This window comes from Brucella pecoris (genome assembly GCF_006376675.1).
Taxonomy (GTDB): Bacteria; Pseudomonadota; Alphaproteobacteria; order Rhizobiales; family Rhizobiaceae; genus Brucella; species Brucella pecoris.
In genome coordinates, this window is record NZ_VEWK01000013.1 from 128421 (window position 1) to 149290 (window position 20870).

Genomic DNA, 20870 nt, shown 5'->3' on the forward strand with positions numbered 1-20870 from the left:
AAATAGGAAACCATCATGACAGACGTAATCGTCCGCGACAGCAATGGCACCCAGTTGAATGACGGCGATTCCGTCACGCTCATCAAGGACTTGAAGGTCAAGGGCACCTCCACGACGCTGAAGCGGGGAACGCTGGTCAAGGGCATTCGCCTCACCGGAAATCCGGACGAAGTCGATTGCAGCACCAAGCAGGTCAAGGGACTGGTGCTGCGGACAGAGTTTCTGAAGAAAGCTTAGCATTACAGTTGCATTCTTCGTGATGCCGGGCTGCAAAGAGCAATTTGTCTGCGTTCCGGTGCTCACGTACCTTCAAGTACGCTCCGCTCCGGTACTCGAAAATCACTCTTTTCGCCACGGCCTGACGAATTTGCAACTGTAATGTTAGGTTCAGGCATCAATCTCCACGCGACCGCGTGGGCGGCTGCAGCAGGCGAGGATATAGCCTTCGGCGATTTCATCGTCGCGAATGCCGCCATTGTGGTTCATTTCGGTCTCCCCGCCGAGGCACTTCACTTTGCAGGTGCCACAGATTCCGAACTCGCAGGCGCTCGGAATCTTGAGACCTCCATTACGTGCAGCAAGCAGGATTGTGTCGTTTTCCGTGCATTCGACTTCCACACCTGAAAGGCTGAAGACGACGCTTGCGGCCGCAACTGCCGGTGCCGGGGCGGCGGGTGCTGCCGCGGTGCTAGCCGTTTCGGAGAGCGTGGACGGCACCGGAACCGACGAAATCTCGCTTGCCGGGTTAAAGCTCTCCTGATGGTAGTTGGCCATGTTGAAACCGGCGTCTTCCAGCAGGCCGCGCACACCGTTCATGAACGGTTCCGGTCCACAGCAGAACACCTTGCGATGCAGGAAATCAGGCGCCAGCAATTCAAGCCGGGCACGGTCGATGCGTCCATGCAGACCCAGCCATACGTGTCGCGGTGACGACTGTTCCACGATGAAAGCCAGATGCATTGCTTCCATGCGACCGGTAAGCAGTTCCAGTTCGCGCCGGAAAATGATGTCATCCGGGGTGCGTGCGCAATTGATGAAGGCTAGGTCGGTTGCCGGTGCGCAGTCAAAGAGCCAGCGCGTCATGGAGACCATCGGCGTGATGCCGGAACCGGCAGAGACGAAAAGATACTTTTCGCCCGGATGGTTGGCGAGCGAGAAGTCGCCGTTTGGCCCGTAAGCCTTGATCTTCATCGGCGGGCGCAGATTGTCCAGCATCCAGCGTGTGCCGATGCTGTCTTTCTGCGCCTTGACCGTGACGGAGACGTGGTAGGGACGGGAAGGGGTCGAGGAAAGCGTATAGGTCCGAAGCACCGGGCCAAGACCATCCGTCCGTTCTATTGGCAGTTCAAGAGTGACGAACTGGCCCGGCGTATAGCGGAACCAGTTGTCCTCGGTGGTCTTGAAGGAGAAGGTCATCACGTCTGGCGCTTCTTCGATGGCCGAGATGCATTCCAGCATCTGCAACCTGTCGTTCCACGGCAGCATCTCGTCCAGATATTTCAGAGGCTGCATGGCCTTCTCACTTCTCAATTCGCATTACACTATCAGGCGACGCGGCTGAGCTTTGCCGTTTCGCCACGCAGGCGCGGTGTAATGGTGTTGGTGTACCATTCCAGGAACTGCATTACGCCGCCTTCATGTTCGACCGAATACGGGCCGGGCTGATAGGCGGGCGACCGAATGCCGACCGCGTTTTCTTCAACGATCTGCCTATCCTGGTCATTGGTCTGGATCCAGACATGGGCCAATTCATCGAGGTCGTAATCCACGCCTTCAACAGCATCCTTGTGGACGAGCCATTTGGTGGTGACAAGCGTTTCCTCGGCACTGATTGGCAAAACGCGGAAGGAGATCGCGTGATCCGCCATCAGGTGGTTCCAGGTCGATGGATAGTTGAACAGCAGCATTGCACCGATATTCGTGTTGCCAGCCACCTGATCGCTCAAAGGCTTCTTGACGGCTGCCTTGCCGGACATGGTGTAGCTCACCGCGTCGCGCAGAAGCGGAATGCGGGTGATGCGATAGCGTCCATCCTCGGACATGTTGAATTCCGCAGGCAGGCCGACGCTGGCGCAGTTCTTCCAGAGCTGGTTGATTTCCGGATCTTCCATCACACCTTGCACGCCGGTTGCAGACGGAGCTTCCGGGTAGGTGCGGCAGAGTTCGGGATGGTTCGCGGCGCAGTGATAGCATTCGCGGTTGTTTTCCCAGACGAGCTTCCAGTTGCCCTTCTCGATGATCGAACTTTCGAAAGCGACTTTCGCGTCCTTGATATTGTGCGGCGCGAGATAGGGTTCGACCAGATTGCGGAAAGAATTGAAGTCAGGTGCTTCCTCGGCGACGCAGACATAGATATAGCCCGCGACCGTGTCGCAATGAACCGGCTTCAGGCCATATTCGGCAGGCTTGAAATCGGGGCCGACCTGACGCGCGAAGAGCAAGCGTCCGTCCAGTTCGTAAGTCCACTGGTGATAAGGGCAGACGAGCTTTGCAGCGGTTCCCTTTTCAGCGGCGCAAATGCGCGAGCCGCGATGACGGCAGGAATTGTGGAAAGCGCGAATGCCACCCTGTGCATCGCGAACGATGACGACTGGATAAGCGCCGATCTGCACGGTCATATAGGAACCGGTCTTCGGCAATTCGCAATCGTGACCGACAAACAGCCAGTCCTTGTAGAAAATATTCTCCAGATCCAGCTTGTGATATTCTGGATCGGTATAGAATTTCTGCTCCAGGCTGAAATTGGGGTCGCGCCCGGTCAACAGCCCCAGCATTTCGTTGCGAACGTCCATAGAATTGAACCCTTGCTTTCCATCTTGGATCTGCCCTCTGCTGTTCTCCCAGCGACTATGGCTCGATCCGATGTTCCCTTTGTCTTCCGGAAGCACGGCTTGTCCCGTTATCTCAATGGCTTGCCCACATCTCCCGAGGTCTGTGAACTAGCTTCCGTTATCCCGATTCAATCACTGAACTATTCTAAACGCGCATTGGGATGCGACATGGTTTTCGCGTAAAGACGACACGTCAAAATGTCGCTTTTGCGGCGTGATCAGATCGTAGCAAATATGTGTTACATACGCCTTCGGAGCGTTTCCGGGATTGCAAATTGGTTTAAAAGCCAGTTACCACGTCAACCACATCCCAATCTGTTTCATTCCATGGGAGGCTCGGTGGCCATGAAACGTTCTGAAATCAACGAAATCATCCGCGAAAGCGACGCTTTCATCCGTTCGTTCGGCTACGTCATGCCGCCTTTCGCATATTGGTCGCCCGACGAACTCAAGGCGCGGACCTCTTCCGATGCGCATGCTATTCGCGACGCGCGCCTTGGCTGGGATATCACCGACTACGGGCAGGGCAAATTTGCCGATCTCGGCCTGTTTCTCTTCACCACGCGCAACGGCAATGCCGAGGACCTCAAGCGCGGTGGCGGAATGCTTTATGCCGAAAAGATCATGATTTCGCGCAAGAACCAGCTTTCGCCGATGCATCGCCATGTGGTGAAAGCCGAGGACATCATCAATCGTGGTGGCGGCACGCTGGTGCTGGAACTGTTCAACTCGCTGCCAGACGGCAGTGTTGATGAGGAAACCGACGTGACAGTCGCAACGGATGGACGTCTCGTGACGCAGAAGGCTGGCGCTCATCTAAAGCTCCAGCCGGGTGAAAGCGTGACGCTGCTGCCTGGCAACTGGCATGCCTTCTGGGGCGAGGGTGGCGATGTGTTGATCGGTGAGGTTTCGACCGTCAACGACGATCTGACCGATAATATTTTCCGCGAGCCGATCGGGCGTTTTTCGAATATCGAAGAGAACGAGAAGCCGCTGCATCTTCTGGTATCCGACTACAACAAATGGCTGTGAGCCTACCGATATTTCTGCTCTGGCTGCCTGCAAATGGCGTTGTTTGACGCTTCCGGTCTGCATGTAACTTTAAGTGAACGGCTCCCCGGTTCTCTAACGCCGTCATTTCCGGCAAACGGGGCCGGGAAGCTCAACAGGCTCTCACGAAGGCAAACTGAAGGACTGAACATATGAAGCTGGCGATGATCGGAACGGGCTATGTGGGGCTGGTTTCGGGTGTGTGTTTTGCTGAATTCGGCTTTCACGTCACCTGCGTCGACAAGAACCCGTCGATCATTGAGCGGCTGGAGGCCGGGAAAGTCACCATCTTCGAGCCGGGGCTCGATGAACTGATGACCCGCAATATTCGCGATGGCCGGCTGGAGTTCAGTACTGATCTTCCGGCAAGTGTCGCGGACGCCGACGTCATCTTCATCGCGGTCGGCACGCCATCCCGTCGCGGGGATGGCGAGGCGGACCTTCAATATATCGAAGCGGCTGCGGATGAAATCGCCGCAGCCATGAAGCCCGGCGCTGTGGTCGTCATCAAATCGACTGTCGTGGTAGGCACCAATGCGCGCATACGCGACCGCATCAAGGCTGCCAATCCGGGCGTCTCGTTCTCGATGGTGTCCAATCCGGAATTCCTGCGGGAAGGTTCGGCAATCGAGGATTTCATGCGACCCGACCGTGTGGTTGTCGGGGTGGAAGACGAACGCGGGAGAACCGCGATGCAGCGCCTCTATCGTCCGCTTTACCTGCGTGAAACGCCAATGGTCGTCACGTCGCTGGAAAATGCGGAAATCATCAAATATGCGGCCAATGCCTTTCTGGCCATGAAGGTGACCTTCATCAACGAGGTGGCTGATCTTTGCGAGAAGACTGGCGGCAATGTGCAGGAGGTGGCTCGCGCAATCGGCATGGATAACCGTATCGGCTCGAAATTCCTGCATGCCGGTCCGGGCTTTGGTGGATCGTGCTTCCCGAAGGACACACGTGCTTTCGCTGCGACCGGCAAGAAATATGATGCGCCGCAATCGCTGATCGAGCAGGTCATTGCGGTCAATGAAGCGCGCAAGCAGACCATGGCCGAACGGATCGTGACCGCCGCCAAGGAAAACGGTGCGGATAAGGTGGCTGTTCTGGGCGTCGCCTTCAAACCGAACACCGATGATATTCGCGAGTCCCCCGCGCTCGACATTATCACGGCCATTCAGAAGGCCGGGATCAAGGTTCAGGCGCATGACCCTGAGGCCATGGACGCTGCCAGGGCGGTGCTTCCTGATGTTGTCTGGTGCAATTCTGCTTATGAAGCGGCGACGGGTGCGGGCGTTGTTGCCCTGCTGACCGAATGGAACGCTTATCGTGCGCTTGATCTGAAACGGGTGGCCAATGTCATGGCCGGAAATGTGCTGATCGATCTGCGCAATGTCTACAAGGCAGAAGACATTGCGGGCACCGGGCTTGATTATCGTTCCGTCGGCCGGACACTTCCAATCTGAGTGAAGCAGTGGGGGAGTTACTCCCCGGCTGTCAGCCGCTTTTTCTCGTTGGCGATGAGCCAGAGATTGCGAATATAGACGACGAGGCCAAGGCCTTGCCCGGCGATGAAGACCGGGTCCTTGCGCTGGATCGCGTAGATCAACAGCAAGGCGCCGCCGAAGAGCGAGAAGAACCAGAAGGCGACCGGCATGACGCTGCGCTTCGCCTTTTCGGACGCGAGCCACTGCACGACAAAGCGCATGGTGAAGCAGGCTTGGGCGATGAATCCCAGCACGATCCAGCCGTCCCACTGCGCCACGAAGACCTCGTGCAACCACTGCGACAGGCTGTTGAAAATATCAGTCATGGGTGATCTCTCTCACACGCGGAACGACCTTGCGGCGCTTCCGTAGCCACCAGACGCCATAAAGGTCGAGAATGCCGCGCATTCCACGGTCCAGAATGCCGTAATTGGATTTGCCGTGGCGGCGCTCGCGATCGATGACATCGACATGCACGACATCGAAGCCCTCGCGGATCGCCAAGGCAGGCAGATAGCGATGCCATCCATCAAAGAAAGGCAGTTGTCGGAACAAGTCAGTGTGCAGCGCTTTCAGGCCACAGCCGGAATCGCGGGTCTTGTCCTTGAGGATCGCGCCGCGCAGATTATTGGCAAAGCGTGACGAAAGCTGCTTGAGTTTTGTATCCGTACGCTTGAGGCGCTGTCCGGCAGCAATGCCGTAATCAGGCCCGGCCTTTAACAGCGCATCTGCCAGAACGGGGAGATAGGCGGGGTTGTTCTGTCCGTCGCCGTCCATGGTCACGACGATCTTGCCGCGCGCTGCGAAAACACCGGAACGCACCGCGGCGCTCTGGCCTGACGACCGGTCATGGCGTAGGTGGCGGAGTGGCTTGCCAGCATGGATGCGGCTCGCGAGTACATCGCTGGTCGAGTCCGTCGAACCGTCGTCGACGACGATGACTTCGTATGCGCGGCCCTGCATGGCGGCATCGACTTCATCCAGCAGGAATGCGAGATTGTCGGCTTCGTTGCGGCAGGGGATAACCACAGAAATCGTCGGTGTGTCCAAGCGGAGTGTTCCTTTATTCCTCGCGCTATCTGCTTAAGCTCGGCTTTCCTGCCCGGAAACCCGATAACGCGCAAGGCGCGCTCCATAGCATTGATTGGATGGCAAAGCCAAGACGGTTCAAGTAAACGTGAGTTCTGGCCCGGATAATAGCTCGATTGATCGGTTGACTGCCGTTTTTTAGCCGGACATCGCCGGATACGGAAGAGCTTCCGCCAGCCAATCCAGAAAATTCTGTGTCACCTGATCCCGGTTGATCTCGTTGAGGCTCTCGTGGCGGGTGCCGGGCAGGATCGTGCATTGGACACGCTCGAAGCCCATTTTCCGCATTCTCCCCGCCAGTCTCAGCACTGCGGCACCGTTCGCCGTTGCCGGGTCTTCGGCACCGCCAACAAGACTGAACGGCATGTTTCGTGGGACTTTCGAGAAGTTCCGGTCATCAGTGCCACGGCGGATCATGCGGAAAATATCGATCCACAATGCCACGCTGGCGTCGAAGCCGCACAGTGGATCGGCGACGTAAGCATCGACCTCGGCCGGGTCGTGCGAGAGCCAGTCGAACAACGTGCGGTGGCCTTGTATGGACCGACCCCAGGCGCGGAAGGTCATTTTCGGCAGAATTGTGCTGGGGACATCCGAACCTTTCAGCATGCGCTCCATATAAAGAAGTGCCATTGCTGCAGCACTTTCTACTCCCCCATCGAAATTCGCATTCCAGATTGCCGCCGCATCGACCGTATCGGCGTAGTCCAGAACATAGTTCAGCGCGATCAATCCACCCATGGAATGACCGAAAAGAACGACCGGCAAGCCCGGATGGTTCTCGTGAATATGGCGGTTGAGTGTCCGTACATCCTCGATAGCCATAACATGGCCCAGCTTTTGTGCGAACATTCCCTTCGGTGCATGAGGCCCGATGTTGTTCCCGTGTCCCCGGTGGTCGTGGATATAGACGTGGTAGCCCGCCGCGACCAATGCCGAGGCAAAGCGTTCGTAACGTGCGGAATGTTCGGCGAGGCCGTGGCATATCTGGACGACAGCTCGCGGACTGTTGGCGCAGACGACGCGGAACGGGAGTTCTGATTTGTCTGAAGCCGGTAGATGATGAATGGTTTTGAATGTCATTTCGTCATCTGATTTTATGCCGTGCAAATAGTCAATCTCCCGCGATGTGGCGTCGTTAAAACAGGCATTGGAGCTCGGGCTGAATGAAATTTAGGCAATTGCGTTTTTTGTGCAGATTCTGCTTGAAAAGCGTAAAAGCTTAAGCAAATCTAGCTTTGAAAACGGGGGTTTCGAAGGGCAATCAGGGGCGTCTAGACAAAGATTCCACGTCATAACTTGCAGGCCGTCCGATGAAAGGGAGGAAACTTTCGCGGACGGTGGCCAGAGGGGAAACCGGGTGACGGAAATATCCGCGCCCGGTTTCATTATTTATGGTTCTCATCAAACGTTGATTGGCTGTTGCCACTGCTTCTGTTTCGCGGGTTGCCGTTTGCTTCCGGGGCATAATTAGCCTACATACGCGTCAACAATTTCCGCGCGGCTCGGTAAGCATTGGACCGATCGCGCTTCTCAACCTGCGGAGACGACGCGCTTTATGGCACGCCAATTCATCTATCATATGTCCGGGCTGAATAAGGCCTACGGCGCTAAGAAGGTTATCGAAAACCTTCATCTGTCATTCTATCCAGATGCAAAGATCGGTATTCTCGGTCCAAACGGCGCCGGTAAATCAACGATCCTCAAGATCATGGCTGGAATGGACAAGGATTTCACCGGCGAAGCTTGGCTCGCGGACGGTGCTACTTGCGGTTACCTGGCGCAGGAACCGCATCTCGATCCAGAAAAGTCTGTGCTCGGCAACGTGATGGAAGGTGTGGCTGCGAAGACCGCCATTCTCGACCGTTACAACGAGCTGATGATGAACTATTCTGATGAAACCGCAGACGAAGGTGCGACGCTTCAGGATCTCATCGACAGTCAGAATCTCTGGGATCTGGAAAGCCAGGTTGAAATGGCGATGGAAGCTCTGCGCTGCCCGCCAGCGGATGCCGATGTCACCAAACTTTCGGGTGGTGAGCGTCGTCGCGTTGCACTTTGCAAGCTGCTGCTGTCGAAGCCCGACCTGCTGTTGCTTGACGAACCGACCAACCATCTTGATGCAGAAACCACTGCATGGCTGGAAAAGCACCTGCGTGAATATGAAGGCGCTGTCCTCCTCATCACGCATGATCGCTACTTCCTCGACAATGTAACAGGCTGGATTCTCGAACTCGATCGCGGTCGCGGCATTCCTTACGAAGGCAACTATTCTGCCTATCTGGAAGCCAAGTCCAAGCGCATGATTCAGGAAGGCCGTGAAGACGATTCACGCCAGAAGGCGCTGGAGCGTGAGCGCCAGTGGATTGCCGCAAGCCCGAAAGCGCGTCAGTCGAAATCGAAGGCACGTATCAAGGCTTATGACCAGTTGGTCGAAGCTGCCAACAATCAGCGTCCCGGCGATGCCCAGATTCTGATCCCGGCAGGCGAACGTCTCGGTCAGGTGGTTATTGAAGCTGAAGGTCTGACCAAGTCGTTTGGCGACCGTATGCTGATCGAAGACCTGACATTCAAGCTGCCTCCAGGTGGCATTGTTGGTGTTATCGGTCCAAACGGTGCCGGTAAGTCGACGCTGTTCAAGATGATTACCGGTCAGGAAAAGCCGGATTCCGGTTCGATCCGCATCGGTGATACTGTGCATCTTGGTTATGTCGATCAGAGCCGCGACCACCTCGATCCGAACAAGAATGTCTGGGAAGAAATTTCCGGCGGCAACGACATCATCAAGCTCGGCAAGTTTGAAATGAACTCCCGCGCTTATTGCGGTGCGTTCAACTTCAAGGGCGGCGATCAGCAGGCCAAGGTTGGCAATCTGTCCGGTGGTCAGCGCAACCGCGTGCATCTCGCCAAGATGTTGCAGGCTGGCGGCAACGTTCTGCTGCTCGACGAACCGACCAACGATCTTGATACAGAAACGCTGGCAGCGCTCGAAGATGCGCTTGAAAAGTATGCTGGCTGCGCTGTTATCATCTCCCATGATCGTATGTTCCTCGACCGTCTCGCGACGCATATCCTCGCCTTCGAGGGCGATAGCCATGTTGAATGGTTCGAAGGCAACTTCGAAGATTATGAGGCTGACAAGGTTCGTCGTCTCGGACCGGAGAGTGTCAACCCGAAGCGGGTGACGTATAAGCCGCTTACCCGATAATGACTTCCAAGGCCGGTGCATCGCACCGGCCTTTTTATTTCAGGCCCTTTTCACGTGATGAAAGGAAAGACGATGAAAGACTGGTCCGCAAAACAGTATCTGAAGTTTGAAGATGAACGCAGCCGCCCGGCGCGCGATCTTCTGGCGCAGATACCCCTGTCAGTGCCGCGCAAGGTGGTGGACATCGGCTGTGGACCCGGCAATTCGACCGAGCTTCTTGTGGAGCGCTGGCCGGATGCGCAGATTTCGGGCTTCGATACGTCGCCAGACATGATCGACAAGGCGAAGACCCGTCTGCCGGATGTGGAGTTCTTCATCAGTGATGCCGCCAGTTTCGAGCCGGATGCCGAAACGGATGTGCTGTTTTCCAACGCGGTTTTCCAATGGTTGCCGGACCATATCGAGCAATTGCAGCGGCTGTTGTCGCTGCTGCGACCGGGCGCGTTTCTGGCGATCCAGATGCCCGACAATATGGGCGAACAAACCCATGTCGGGATGCGCGATGTTGCGAAGACCGCGCCTTTTGCTGTGAAGATCGGCACCAAGGGCAGGGCGGCTTTGCCGCCGGTCGCGACATACTACAATGCTTTCGCAGGCGATGCGGCGCGGATCGACATCTGGCATACGATCTACAATCATCCGCTCGCTGGCGTGGATGCCATCGTGGAATGGGTAAAGGGGACCGGATTGCGACCGTTTCTCGATCCGCTCGATGAACAGGAGCAGGCGGATTATCTAAAGGCTTACAAGGCGAGGATAGCTGACCATTATCCCACGACCGCCGACGGGAAAGTTCTGCTGCGGTTCCCGCGTATTTTTCTGGTTGTTCAGAAGAAATAGCCGCCCGACAGACAACTCTACACGGGGAATTGATCGATTGCCTGTGTAGAGAGAATTGATTATTATATAATTATTTCAATGCATTATGTTTCCGCATCATTGCGCGGTAATGTCAATCATGTCTTTTAGCAACTTCTTATATTGGAATAGATTGCATGCAAACGATTTTGTTCCTATGGTCTGGCCGCATCCTGAAACCGCTCTAGATATGGAGCCGTCATGATCGCAACGCCGCGATGCGCGTCATCCTCGCTGCGATTTTGTTCAGGAGGCCGGTTTCGATGCTCTTGCTCCGTTTTTATTTTTTGATGGAAATGAACACCGAGGCCGCCGGCTCAAGGACTGTTTGAGGCGTCATTGCTCCTTCGCAAATGGGCTGAAACAGCACGATTTTGACCGGGAGGACATTTCAAATGCGAGGCTGCTTTCCGATTGAAATGCGGTTCGCACTTTATGTTTGTGAAGTGAAACAATCGTCGATTTCTGTAATCCCCGCATGAGATCGGCGGCTTGCAGGCTGTTTCAGAACCGCCTGTTATCGGGAGTTTTCAGAATGAACAATGCAGAAATGCATGTGGACGCCAATGGCGAGGTCGAAGTGGCACATGATGCCCATGATACGCGCCGTCGCGTCTTTGCCATCGTGGCCAGCGCATCCGGCAATTTGGTGGAATGGTACGATTTTTACGTCTATTCCTTCGGCGCGCTTTATTTCGCATCGCAGTTTTTTCCTGCGGAAGACCAGACCAGCCAGTTGCTGAATGCGGCTGCGATTTTCGCAGCAGGTTTCCTGATGCGCCCAATCGGTGGCTGGCTCTTCGGCCGTATTGCCGACAAGCTCGGTCGCCGCAAATCCATGCTGATTTCGGTTACGATGATGTGCCTTGGCTCTTTCGCTATCGCCATTTTGCCGACTTATCAGAGCATCGGTATTCTGGCGCCGTTCCTGCTGCTGATCGTGCGTTTGCTGCAGGGCCTTTCGGTCGGCGGCGAATATGGCACGACCGCTACCTATATGAGCGAAGTGGCGCTGGCTGGACGCCGTGGTTTCTTCTCCTCGTTCCAGTATGTCACGCTGATCGGCGGGCAGTTGCTTGCTGTTCTGGTGATCGTGGTGCTGCAGTTCTTCCTGACGTCGGACGAGCTTCATGCCTGGGGCTGGCGCATACCGTTTGCCATTGGCGGCGTTGCGGCCATCGTCGCTCTTTTCCTGCGGCGGACCCTTCATGAGACCTCGACGGAAGAAACCCGCAACAACAAGGCGGCAGGCAGCTTTGCCAATATCTGGAAGAACCACCGCAAGGCTTTCCTGGTCGTCGTCGGCTTCACGGCTGGCGGTTCGCTCGCCTTCTATACCTTCACCACCTATATGCAAAAATATCTGGTCAACACTGCTGGTATGAGCAAGGAAACGGCCAGCGAAACCATGACCTTCGTGCTGTTGGCCTACATGCTGATGCAGCCGCTTTTCGGCGCGTTGTCCGACAGGATAGGGCGTAAGACGATGATGATTGGCTTTGGCGGTATTTCGATCCTGACGACGATCCCGCTCATGACGCTGATCGGTTCGGTGCAGAGCTCGACCATGGCGTTCATCTATATCGTGATCGCTCTGGCGGTTGTCAGCATGTACACCTCGATCAGCGGCATCGTGAAGGCGGAATTGTTCCCGGCGGAAGTGCGGGCGCTGGGTGTCGGATTTTCTTACGCCATTGCCAATGCGATCTTCGGGGGCACCGCAGAATATGTTGCGCTGTGGTTCAAACAGCAGGGCATGGAAAGCGGCTTCTTTTGGTACGTGACCATCATGATGGTCATCGTGTTTGCAGTCAGCATCTTTATGCCGAACCCGCGCGAGCACGGCTATCTGCAGGGGCACGGTACCGAATAATCACACCACGTTCATCTGTAAAAACGCCGCCTCCGGGCGGCGTTTTTATATATTCACCGCTTCATCGTCTTCCGGCGACAGAAGCCGCGTCGCACGCCATTCGGTCAGCTTGGCATTGATTGCGTCGAGCACGAAGAAGCGCGCTGAATCCCTGTCATATCCATCATCACGCAGCGCATCGTAATCGGTATGCGTGTGACGCACATGCGCGACTGTCGCCAGCCAGACAGCAGTGGATGGTGGCAGCATCTTCATATGAGGGCTGAGCGCTGCCGCGCGGATAGGCTCGGAATCCGAATAGGGTATCGCCGGAAGCAGAAGCGTCAGCGATTTGGCGATTGCTTTCTGACGCATTGTGCCTGCACGCATGGCTCATCCTTACAGTCAGTTGTTTGTGCGAATCCTTTGCTTGGCCATTCTGTCACGAAAATCGCTTGCACAGGAACTGCTTTCCATATAAACATATCTTTATATCTTTTACGGACATCCATGGTGGGCCGTGAATGAGAAAATGCGTCAACAAAGAGCGGAAGGCATGGCCGGTTTGCAACTGCAACTCGATCTGATGGTAGATGTGCTGAAGGCGGTGGCTGAGCCAAGCCGCTTGCGCATTCTCACACTTCTGTCACGCGGTGATCTCACCGTCTCTGATCTCACGACGATATTGGGGCAATCCCAGCCGCGTGTTTCGCGTCATTTGAAGCTGCTCGCGGAAGCCGATCTTATTGACCGCTATCAGGAAGGCGCATGGGCTTATTTCCGCCTCGCCGACAATGCGATCAGCGGTGACCTCGCGCGCGGGCTTCTGGCTCGCCTCGACAACACCGATGCCCTTGTTGAACGCGACATGGAACGGCTTTCACAAGTGAAGTCCAGCCGTCAGGAAAAGGCCGCCGCCTATTTCAGCGCCAATGCCGGTAGCTGGGATCAGATTCGAAGGCTGCATGTTTCCGAGAATGCGGTCGAAGTGGCCCTCAAGAAAGTTATCGGTGACAAGCCGTTTCAGGCGATGCTCGATGTCGGCACGGGAACGGGCCGGTTGCTGGAGCTTTTTGCGCCGCTTTACCTTCGCGGCGTCGGTATCGATATCAATCGCGATATGCTGGCTATGGCGCGCGCCAATCTCGATCTCGCGGCCGTTGGCAATGCGCAGGTTCGCCAGGGCGATGTCTATGCGCTGCCGGTGGAGCGTGAGAGCTTCGATCTGGTGACCATTCATCAGGTTCTGCACTTCCTTGATGATCCACTTGCCGCCATTCGCGAAGCGGCGCGGGCTTTGCGTCCCAACGGGCGATTGCTGATCGTTGATTTCGCACCGCACAAGCTCGAGTTCCTGCGCGAGGAACACGCACATTTGCGGCTTGGCTTCAGCGATGAACAGATGCTGGGCTGGATGAGAGATGCCGGTCTTGAGCCCGAAAAGACACTGGAACTGGAGCCGAAGGCGGCCAATGGGGATGAGGGGCTGACAGTGAAGCTGTGGCTCGCCCGCGATCCACGCCTTCTCATCGCCGATCCGGTTTCGCATGTCTCCCAAAAGTCGGAACCGGTTTTGGGATAAAGACATGCGGCAAAAACAGACAATAAGCATGACGGAGACAGTTTGATGGGTTTTTACGGTCTTTCCCGCCGACCGGATGTTGGCCAGACCACCCGGGTATCGTTCGAATTCTTCCCGCCCAAGACGGAAGAAATGGAACAGCGTCTCTGGGATACGGTCACACGGCTTGCGCCGCTTCAACCTGATTTCGTCTCCGTTACCTATGGGGCCGGTGGTTCCACGCGTGAGCGCACAGTTCGCACGGTGGCCCGCATCCTCAAGGAAACCGATATCAAGCCAGCGGCGCATCTGACCTGCGTGGATGCAACGCGCGAGGACGTCGATCGTGTGGTGCGTGAATTTGCAGAGCTTGGCGTCAACCGTTTCGTGGCGCTGCGCGGCGATCCGGCAGCCGGTATCGGTGAGAAATACGTGCCGACGCCGGGTGGCTATCAGAACGGTGCCGAACTGGTCTCCGGTCTGCGCAATATCGCGGATTTCGACATTTCGGTTTCCGCCTATCCGGAAAAGCATCCGGAAAGCCCGGATTTTGCAACCGATATCGATATGCTGAAGCGCAAGGTCGACAATGGTGCAACGCGCGCCATTACCCAATTCTTCTTCGAAAACGATCTTTACGAACGTTATGTCGAGCGCGTTCGCCGTGCCGGTATCTATATCCCGATCGTTCCAGGTGTCCTGCCGGTGCATAATTTCAAGCAGGTCAAAAATTTCTGCGCGCGGTCGGCGACGCATATTCCGAGCTGGCTGGCGGAGCGTTTCGAAGGACTGGACAATGATCCGCAGACGCATCAGCTCGTCGCAGCGGCGATTGCCGCCGAGCAGGTGATGGATCTGATCGAACGCGGTGTGCAGGATTTCCATTTCTACACGATGAATCGCGCCGATCTGCCATTTGCGATCTGTCACATGATCGGTATAAGGCCAAAGACGGAAGCAACTCTGGAAGTTGCCTAAACATATAAAAAGCCCGGCGGTGACGCCGGGCTTTCTCGTTTTCGTGCGGGTCGGCCTATCCTCAAAACCGAAGCCGCCGTAATGGTTTAGGCTAATTCCCTCAAGGGATGACGCCTGCTATCAACGCTGCAACAAATGCAAATGCCGCACAGATCATGAGGACATTCAGAGATCGCGTAAGTCCCATTGGTCTGTCTCCTTCATATGCGCCCGGTTGACCGGACACGCGCTGGTAGGAAGCCGGAATCTAAGCGCAAAACGTCTCGAACAAAAGAAGATTTCGTGCTGCAATCTGCCGTGATGGAGAAATAAACCTATCGTTTACCACCTAAACTATTGAAATATTTGACTAGAAAAATTTGTTCACATTTCATGAAAAAGACACCGAACTGCCACGTTTGGTACTGTTTTCGCCGTAGTTGCCACATGCTTTTTGACATGTTTTTTGTGATTTTCAGCGAATTAGCGCCAAAAATGCCGACAAGGTGAGGATAGATATCACTGTCGAATAGAGGATGACGTTGGAGGTTATCGCTGCCTCGCGACGATAATGCTCGGCCAGCATGAAGGGACCCGTGCCGGTTGGAAGTGCTGCAAGAAGGGCTGCGCTTTGCGCGAGCAGGGGAGGCAGTCCGAACACATAGACGGCCAACAGCCAGGTTGCGAGCGGCTGGACGATGAGCTTCACCGAAACGAGAAAAGCGATGGCATTGACGCTTTCGCGTTCGATCTTGCGCGGTTGGGCGAGGAACAGGCCAAGCGCGACCAGCGCGCAAGGAGATGCGGCACCACCGAGCATCTTCAGGAAGGTTTCCGCCGGGGCGGGGATGGCGAGCCCCAGAAAGGACACCACAGCGCCAAGCGCCGGAGCGACAAGCAGCGGATTGCGGATCAGGGACCGCATGACCTTCCAGATGAGATGAAGCGGCTTCTTCTCGGTCTGCAAGCCGATTTCGATCAGCACGATCGCAAAAGCAAAAGTAACGCAGACGGTGATGATGATCGAAATGGTGGTCGCGGCCAAAACGCCGGAGCCGAAGGCGATCATCGAAAGCGGGATGCCCATATAGCCGGTATTCGGATAGGCGGCATTCAGCCCGTCAAGCGCGGTGTCCGCCAGAGGCAGTTTTCCGCGCAGCCGCACCAGAAAGGGCAAGGCGAACGCAATGGCGCTCGAAAGCAGAAACACCGCGATGAAGCCCGGCTGCCAGAGCTCGCTGCCATGGGTATTGGCCATGATGTCGAAGAGAAGGGCAGGCAATGCCAGATAGACGACGAAACGGTTCAGCTCCGCTATCGCATGAGGCCCGAGTATTTTCAGCTTGAAGGCGCCCCAGCCGGAGAAAATCAGCGCAAAAACGGGAAGGACGACGAGCAGGGTAGTGAGCATGAAACGGGCATTCGTGGTGAGAGCAGAATAGGAAAAGGCGCGGGGATGATCCCGCGCCTTATGATTTGCTTAGAGCTTGTCGAGAAGCTCTTGGGTCGGCCAGGAATCGGCAGGCATTCCAAGACGCATCTGCTCAGCACGCACAGCATCGCGGGTCAGCAGACCGAACACACCGTCGATCTTTCCACCCATATCGTAACCGCGGGCCTGAAGCTTGGTCTGGAGTTCCTTAAGCTGCTCCTGCGTCAAGCCCGGAACGGGGTTACCCGGATCGAAGGCAGGCGCACCGGCCAGACGGGTTGCAAAATAAGCGGCCGTCGTAGCGTAGACGATGGACTTGTTCCATTCGACGAACACGTCGAAGTTTGGATAGGACAGGAAAGCCGGTCCCTTGCGGCCCAGCGGCAGCAGCAGCGACGCATCGCCATCATCCGGGCCGAGCGGGCCGTTGAGGCCCATCACGCCTTGCGCAGCCCACCAGGAATGCGGCTTGCGGTTGGTGCGGATGGCTTCTTCCCAAGGCAGATCCTTGGTGAGACGCACCTCTTCAAGCCAGGGCTGGCCACGCTTCCAGCCGAGTTCCGAAATCATGCGACCCGCAGTCATCATGGCATCGGGAACGCTGTTCTTCAGATCGACCTTGCCGTCACCGTCGCCATCGACGCCGCGTTCCAGATAATCCTTCGGCAGAAGCTGCATCATGCCAATTTCACCAGCCCATGCGCCGGTGGTCGCTGCATCGACGACGCCCTGATCGAATAGCTTGAGAAGGGCAATCAACTGTGGCCGGAACAGGTCCGGACGGCGGCAGTCATAGGAAAGGGTAACGAGCGCATTCAGCGTGTCGAAATCGCCTTGAATGGCACCATAGTCGGTTTCGAGCCCCCAGAAGGCGGCAAGGACTGGACCCGGAACGCCATAGGTATCTTCAACTTTCTTGAAGACATCAGCATATTTGACCAGGTTCTCGCGGCCCTTCTTCAGGCGCGCTTCTGAAATGAGGCGCTTGGAAAATTCGGTGAAAGTCAGGTTGAAAACAGTCTGCTTGCGGTCGCGATCAAGCACCTTTTGCTCAAGCATGGCCTTGTGCAATTCGGCGATGCCCTTTTCGCCGACACCGGCGTCACGGGCTTCCTTGGTCAGATTGTCCATCCACTGGCCGTAATCGATCTCGCATTCCGGCTTGGGAAGATTGACGGTGTTTTCAGTTGGCGTCGCAGCGGGCGCGGGAGACGCGGCAGCCTGAGCATGGGACATGGCTGTCGATGCAAGCAAGGCGGCTGCGATAACTGAAGCAAATAACTTCATTGGTAACTCACACTAATAAACTGGGAGCAAGCTGCTCCCTCCGAGGATTGTTTTAGCTATTGCCTCAACAAGCCCCGGAAATGAAGCAAAACTTGGTGTGAACTGCCAAACTGCGCTGTGTTACCGAACTTTGTTGCTTTCCAGCCACTTTTTCCATGCGTTGGCATCGCCTGCAAAGACATTGATGTCGGCGTCGCCCTTGATACCGGGAATGGAGCCCGTGCCGGTATATTGCCAGAACGTCCACGGATGCGGGCCGTATTTCTCGTCTGGATGGCCGGCGACTGAGCGCAGCCAGAACGGGTAGTCCGGCATCTGTCGCAAATCGTTGTCATCGAAGAAATCGACCGTCGTGTAAACAATCGGGCGTTTGCCGTAATGCTTTTCCAGCGCCTGCAGGAAGATGCGCATTTCCTTGCGCACGACCGCTGCGTTGGGGCGCAGCTTGCAGGTCGGCGATTGCGGGTTCCATTCCATATCGAGAACGGGCGGAAGCGCGCCGGGGTCACGCGGTACATTCTGGATATACCACCGCGCCTGTTCGATGGCCGGGCGGCAGAAATAATAGAAATGATAGGCGCTCCGCGCGATACCTGCCTGACGCGCGCCGTTCCAGTGTTCCTGAAAACGATCATCGACGCGGTCGCCACCCTCCGTCGCCTTGATGAAGGCGAATGAAATGCCGCTGGCGCGCGCTGCGCTCCAGTCAATATTGGTCTGATATTTGGAGACGTCTGTTCCGTGGATCGGATAGTGCCATGGCGTTTTACCGGTCCAGTCGTGTGGGTCTCGATCACCGAAACGCGGGGCTTTCACAGGGCCGGATGGCGGTGCGATCCGCGCCACCGAACCGCCTGATTTCTTTACGTCGGAAAAGTCGTAATCCACCGTCGTGCAGGCGGAGAGAAATAAAGCGCCGAGGGCGAGAATGCTGTAGCTGGCCAGACGGTTCATATAGTGGTTCCGTATCGCGAATCAGTCCTCTAACGGTTACGCGATCCGGAGGTGAACGTCACCAGTCTGGCTGGAAAGATTGGTGTTTAATCTACGGCCTGGGGCGGTGTTGTCGAACGAATGACGGCTATCCAGGCAAAGCCGCGATAGAGAATGCGCTTCTCAGTGATTCCGCTGTGTTCCTGTGCGAGCTGTTCGCAAACCGTGAACAAGTCGCTGCGCGGCGCGACATGGAACCATTCAAGCCATTTGAAGAGAGCGTTTCCGAACCAGCGCGGCAGCCGGGCCTGATCGCCGAAATCGACGATGTGCAACTCTCCGCCGACATTGAGATGCCGAATGCTTTCACGAATGACCGACTGCCATTGCGGGATCATCGATACTGCATAAGAAATGAAAATCCGATCAAAACCGGTTTGCCCGAACAGTCGTTCAGGATCGAACTGGGCTGCATCTGCGCGATCAAGCCGGATGCGGTTTTCGATGCCTGCGTGTTCCGCTGCCCGGCATGCCGTATCCAGCATTTCTGCTGAAATATCGATGCCGAAGAGTTTTGCATCAGGATAATGTTCCGCGGCTTTCACCAGATTGCGACCGGTGCCGCAGCCGATCTCCAGAACTGTGCCGTTTTGGGGGACGGCCAGACCTGCGATCATGGGGTCGCGACCCAGAAGGTAATATTTGCGGGTGGCGTCGTAGAAGTGCCGCTGACGGCGATAGATGCGATCCATGAGGTTGGCATGGTCGACACCCTGAACGCTCCAAGGGCTACGCAGCATGTCAGACATCCTTCAGCACATAGAGGTGGAACCCGCCGTAAATCGAGGAGCGGTCGCGGTCGTGCAGGGTGCGGGATTCTTCTGCTCGATATTCCCAGCGATCCAGAGTTTGCGGCGCCACCCGTCCCGGAAGCAGACTCGGTTCTGCGGCGGTACGAAAGATGACACGGGCATTCGGTGCTGCCGTGCGGGTGATTTCGCCCCACAAGGCATTGAGCTGCTCGTCATTCATCCAGTCTTGCGCATCCAGCAGAATATAGCGGTCGACTGATGCTGCAGGCTTGGCAGCGAGAAAGTCGGTGTAGCTCGCGTTCTGCACAGTCATGCGATCGGCGCGTGCACGGACCGTTTCGAAATTGGCGCGCGACAGATAGGGCGGAAGTGGCCCGGTCTCCTCATTACCACTATAGCCACGTCCGAATGCCTGCCAGGCGAAATAATTGTCGGTGAGGGGAAAGCCGCAAGCCAGTTTCTCAAGACGGCTACGCAGGACAAGCGCCATGTCGCCGTTTCCGGCAGTGGCAAGGGCATCATATTGCTGTGGCGGTATGCCCAGGCCAAACAGGGACGATTTGCGGGCTGTAGCCCAACGTACCATGCGTTTTTCAAAGAGGGGGGCAAGCGCCGTGTCGAAGAAGCTGCGCTGTTCTTCCATCGTGCGCGCCTTCAGGATATCGCGCGGGTCAATCCCATAGAGCCGCGCCACGCGATGGCCCATGCCGATGAAGACGCCGAGCAAGCCATGGCGGTAGAGATCGCGCCAGAAAATGGAAATACGCTGGCGGCCATTCCACTTGCGCTTTTCCCAATAGGCGCGGCTTTCGCCGTCCAGATGTGGCCGAATGAAGCGCTTGTAGGCGGCAAGATTGGTCTTGTCGTCGGCCTTTCCATAAAACCGGTAGAACGCATCGTAGTCCGGCAGGTTCTTGACGGCGGCAAGTTTCAGCCGGTTGAATGCGACATGTGCCTGATTGAGGTCGACTGCCTCCACACGCGCCGGATCGGCGGTCAGGTAGGACATGGCATTGCATCCGCCGGAAGCTATGGTGACGATGCGGTAGCCAGGCTCAATAGCCAAAGCTGCCATATCGACTTCGGGGTCTTCCCAAATCTGCGGATAGACCAGCCCTTTGAAGAGCCAGGCAAACAGCCTTTCGGAGAAGCCTGCACGCGAGAGGGCGCTGTTCTGGGTCACGGCACGTTTGAGAATTGCGTTGCCGGCTGGGCTGTCTGTCATCAAATTTCCCCTAAAGCACGAATCCAGACTTCGGTTTTGCAAAGTTAAACATCGTCCAATGACAGGGGCGTGACGAGTTAATTGCGGGTTTTTAAACCCTGCGCTGGTGGCTATACGCCTGTAATACTGTCGCTTTATTACGCTCGGTAAGACTATTTGAGAGAACTTTTTCGCGCTGTTGCCGTTTTTTTGTGTGACGGTCCGAGTCGACGGGATTTCTGTGTCGATGAACGACCGTAAAAGGTGATTGACCGGACAAACCGGTCAGGCACGGAGAAAACAGAGAGAGGC

At 56.1% G+C, this 20870-nt stretch carries 19 protein-coding genes; 8 read left to right on the top strand and 11 right to left on the bottom strand.

What is annotated here, in order from left to right; all coding sequences use genetic code 11:
• Positions 1–15 precede the first annotated feature (15 nt).
• A complete protein-coding gene (locus FIB18_RS20750; RefSeq protein ID WP_010659694.1) occupies positions 16–237 on the top strand; it encodes an alkylphosphonate utilization protein in 222 nt (73 codons plus the stop codon).
• 150 nt (positions 238–387) lie between these two features.
• Here the strand turns inward: FIB18_RS20750 and FIB18_RS20755 are convergent, their stop codons facing one another.
• Positions 388–1512, bottom strand: a complete 1125-nt coding sequence (locus FIB18_RS20755; RefSeq protein WP_140022516.1) for a hybrid-cluster NAD(P)-dependent oxidoreductase — start codon at positions 1510–1512, stop codon at positions 388–390.
• Positions 1513–1544: 32 nt separating this feature from the next.
• Positions 1545–2792, bottom strand: a complete 1248-nt coding sequence (locus FIB18_RS20760; protein WP_140022517.1) for an aromatic ring-hydroxylating oxygenase subunit alpha — start codon at positions 2790–2792, stop codon at positions 1545–1547.
• 384 nt (positions 2793–3176) lie between these two features.
• Here FIB18_RS20760 and FIB18_RS20765 point away from each other — a divergent pair, with 384 nt between their 5' ends.
• Both FIB18_RS20765 and FIB18_RS20770 read left to right on the top strand, forming a co-directional pair.
• On the top strand, positions 3177–3863 hold the full coding sequence (locus tag FIB18_RS20765) for a D-lyxose/D-mannose family sugar isomerase (protein WP_140022518.1): 687 nt from the start codon (positions 3177–3179) through the stop codon (positions 3861–3863).
• 170 nt (positions 3864–4033) lie between these two features.
• Entirely contained in the window at positions 4034–5344 is a 1311-nt protein-coding gene (locus tag FIB18_RS20770) for a UDP-glucose dehydrogenase family protein (RefSeq protein WP_140022519.1), read from the top strand.
• Between the two features lie 17 nt (positions 5345–5361).
• On the opposite strand, the gene FIB18_RS20775 is transcribed toward FIB18_RS20770, so the two are convergent.
• The 3 genes from FIB18_RS20775 to FIB18_RS20785 form a co-directional block, all read right to left on the bottom strand.
• Positions 5362–5691 (bottom strand): lipid-A-disaccharide synthase N-terminal domain-containing protein, encoded by a 330-nt coding sequence (locus tag FIB18_RS20775; RefSeq protein ID WP_140022520.1) that lies wholly within the window; start codon positions 5689–5691, stop codon positions 5362–5364.
• Entirely contained in the window at positions 5684–6415 is a 732-nt protein-coding gene (locus FIB18_RS20780) for a glycosyltransferase family 2 protein (RefSeq protein WP_140022521.1), read from the bottom strand. Before FIB18_RS20780 ends, FIB18_RS20775 begins: the two co-directional genes overlap by 8 nt.
• 177 nt (positions 6416–6592) lie before the next feature.
• Positions 6593–7537, bottom strand: a complete 945-nt coding sequence (locus tag FIB18_RS20785; RefSeq protein ID WP_140022522.1) for an alpha/beta hydrolase — start codon at positions 7535–7537, stop codon at positions 6593–6595.
• A 475-nt stretch (positions 7538–8012) separates the two neighbouring features.
• Here FIB18_RS20785 and ettA point away from each other — a divergent pair, with 475 nt between their 5' ends.
• The 3 genes from ettA (at position 8013) to FIB18_RS20810 (ending at position 12393) form a co-directional block, all read left to right on the top strand.
• Positions 8013–9662: an energy-dependent translational throttle protein EttA gene (gene ettA, locus FIB18_RS20795; protein ID WP_140022524.1), complete on the top strand. Its 1650-nt coding sequence runs from the start codon at positions 8013–8015 to the stop codon at positions 9660–9662.
• A gap of 72 nt (positions 9663–9734) precedes the next feature.
• Positions 9735–10502, top strand: coding sequence for a trans-aconitate 2-methyltransferase (gene tam / locus FIB18_RS20800; RefSeq protein WP_140022525.1), 768 nt, complete (start codon positions 9735–9737; stop codon positions 10500–10502).
• A 553-nt stretch (positions 10503–11055) separates the two neighbouring features.
• Positions 11056–12393, top strand: coding sequence for an MFS family transporter (locus FIB18_RS20810; RefSeq protein ID WP_140022526.1), 1338 nt, complete (start codon positions 11056–11058; stop codon positions 12391–12393).
• A 45-nt stretch (positions 12394–12438) separates the two neighbouring features.
• Here FIB18_RS20810 and FIB18_RS20815 read toward each other — a convergent pair whose 3' ends face one another.
• On the bottom strand, positions 12439–12762 hold the full coding sequence (locus FIB18_RS20815) for a DUF2293 domain-containing protein (RefSeq protein WP_140022527.1): 324 nt from the start codon (positions 12760–12762) through the stop codon (positions 12439–12441).
• Between the two features lie 166 nt (positions 12763–12928).
• On the opposite strand from FIB18_RS20815, the gene FIB18_RS20820 reads away from it, so the two are divergent.
• Both FIB18_RS20820 and metF read left to right on the top strand, forming a co-directional pair.
• The gene (locus FIB18_RS20820; protein WP_140022544.1) at positions 12929–13954 is read left to right on the top strand and encodes an ArsR/SmtB family transcription factor; all 1026 of its coding nucleotides are present in this window, start codon (positions 12929–12931) and stop codon (positions 13952–13954) included.
• A 45-nt stretch (positions 13955–13999) separates the two neighbouring features.
• A complete protein-coding gene (gene metF / locus FIB18_RS20825) occupies positions 14000–14911 on the top strand; it encodes a methylenetetrahydrofolate reductase [NAD(P)H] (protein WP_140022528.1) in 912 nt (303 codons plus the stop codon).
• Positions 14912–15365: 454 nt separating this feature from the next.
• On the opposite strand, the gene FIB18_RS20830 is transcribed toward metF, so the two are convergent.
• The 5 genes from FIB18_RS20830 to FIB18_RS20850 all read right to left on the bottom strand — a co-directional run bounded on the left by FIB18_RS20830 (position 15366) and on the right by FIB18_RS20850 (position 20579).
• On the bottom strand, positions 15366–16301 hold the full coding sequence (locus tag FIB18_RS20830) for an AEC family transporter (protein ID WP_140022529.1): 936 nt from the start codon (positions 16299–16301) through the stop codon (positions 15366–15368).
• A 69-nt stretch (positions 16302–16370) separates the two neighbouring features.
• A complete protein-coding gene (locus FIB18_RS20835) occupies positions 16371–17609 on the bottom strand; it encodes a lytic murein transglycosylase (RefSeq protein ID WP_140022530.1) in 1239 nt (412 codons plus the stop codon).
• Between the two features lie 120 nt (positions 17610–17729).
• Positions 17730–18563 (bottom strand): glycoside hydrolase family 25 protein, encoded by an 834-nt coding sequence (locus FIB18_RS20840; protein WP_140022531.1) that lies wholly within the window; start codon positions 18561–18563, stop codon positions 17730–17732.
• 86 nt (positions 18564–18649) lie between these two features.
• Positions 18650–19342: a class I SAM-dependent methyltransferase gene (locus FIB18_RS20845; RefSeq protein ID WP_140022532.1), complete on the bottom strand. Its 693-nt coding sequence runs from the start codon at positions 19340–19342 to the stop codon at positions 18650–18652.
• Between the two features lies 1 nt (position 19343).
• The gene (locus FIB18_RS20850; protein ID WP_140022533.1) at positions 19344–20579 is read right to left on the bottom strand and encodes a DUF3419 family protein; all 1236 of its coding nucleotides are present in this window, start codon (positions 20577–20579) and stop codon (positions 19344–19346) included.
• Positions 20580–20870 lie beyond the last annotated feature (291 nt).

Coding starts and splice junctions, on each gene's coding strand:
- FIB18_RS20750 (WP_010659694.1), top strand. CDS start 16: ATGACAGACGTAATCGTCCGCGACAGCAATGGCACCCAGTTGAATGAC.
- FIB18_RS20755 (WP_140022516.1), bottom strand. CDS start 1,512: ATGCAGCCTCTGAAATATCTGGACGAGATGCTGCCGTGGAACGACAGG.
- FIB18_RS20760 (WP_140022517.1), bottom strand. CDS start 2,792: ATGGACGTTCGCAACGAAATGCTGGGGCTGTTGACCGGGCGCGACCCC.
- FIB18_RS20765 (WP_140022518.1), top strand. CDS start 3,177: ATGAAACGTTCTGAAATCAACGAAATCATCCGCGAAAGCGACGCTTTC.
- FIB18_RS20770 (WP_140022519.1), top strand. CDS start 4,034: ATGAAGCTGGCGATGATCGGAACGGGCTATGTGGGGCTGGTTTCGGGT.
- FIB18_RS20775 (WP_140022520.1), bottom strand. CDS start 5,691: ATGACTGATATTTTCAACAGCCTGTCGCAGTGGTTGCACGAGGTCTTC.
- FIB18_RS20785 (WP_140022522.1), bottom strand. CDS start 7,537: ATGACATTCAAAACCATTCATCATCTACCGGCTTCAGACAAATCAGAA.
- ettA (WP_140022524.1), top strand. CDS start 8,013: ATGGCACGCCAATTCATCTATCATATGTCCGGGCTGAATAAGGCCTAC.
- tam (WP_140022525.1), top strand. CDS start 9,735: ATGAAAGACTGGTCCGCAAAACAGTATCTGAAGTTTGAAGATGAACGC.
- FIB18_RS20810 (WP_140022526.1), top strand. CDS start 11,056: ATGAACAATGCAGAAATGCATGTGGACGCCAATGGCGAGGTCGAAGTG.
- FIB18_RS20815 (WP_140022527.1), bottom strand. CDS start 12,762: ATGCGTGCAGGCACAATGCGTCAGAAAGCAATCGCCAAATCGCTGACG.
- FIB18_RS20820 (WP_140022544.1), top strand. CDS start 12,929: ATGGCCGGTTTGCAACTGCAACTCGATCTGATGGTAGATGTGCTGAAG.
- metF (WP_140022528.1), top strand. CDS start 14,000: ATGGGTTTTTACGGTCTTTCCCGCCGACCGGATGTTGGCCAGACCACC.
- FIB18_RS20830 (WP_140022529.1), bottom strand. CDS start 16,301: ATGCTCACTACCCTGCTCGTCGTCCTTCCCGTTTTTGCGCTGATTTTC.
- FIB18_RS20835 (WP_140022530.1), bottom strand. CDS start 17,609: ATGAAGTTATTTGCTTCAGTTATCGCAGCCGCCTTGCTTGCATCGACA.
- FIB18_RS20840 (WP_140022531.1), bottom strand. CDS start 18,563: ATGAACCGTCTGGCCAGCTACAGCATTCTCGCCCTCGGCGCTTTATTT.
- FIB18_RS20845 (WP_140022532.1), bottom strand. CDS start 19,342: ATGCTGCGTAGCCCTTGGAGCGTTCAGGGTGTCGACCATGCCAACCTC.
- FIB18_RS20850 (WP_140022533.1), bottom strand. CDS start 20,579: ATGACAGACAGCCCAGCCGGCAACGCAATTCTCAAACGTGCCGTGACC.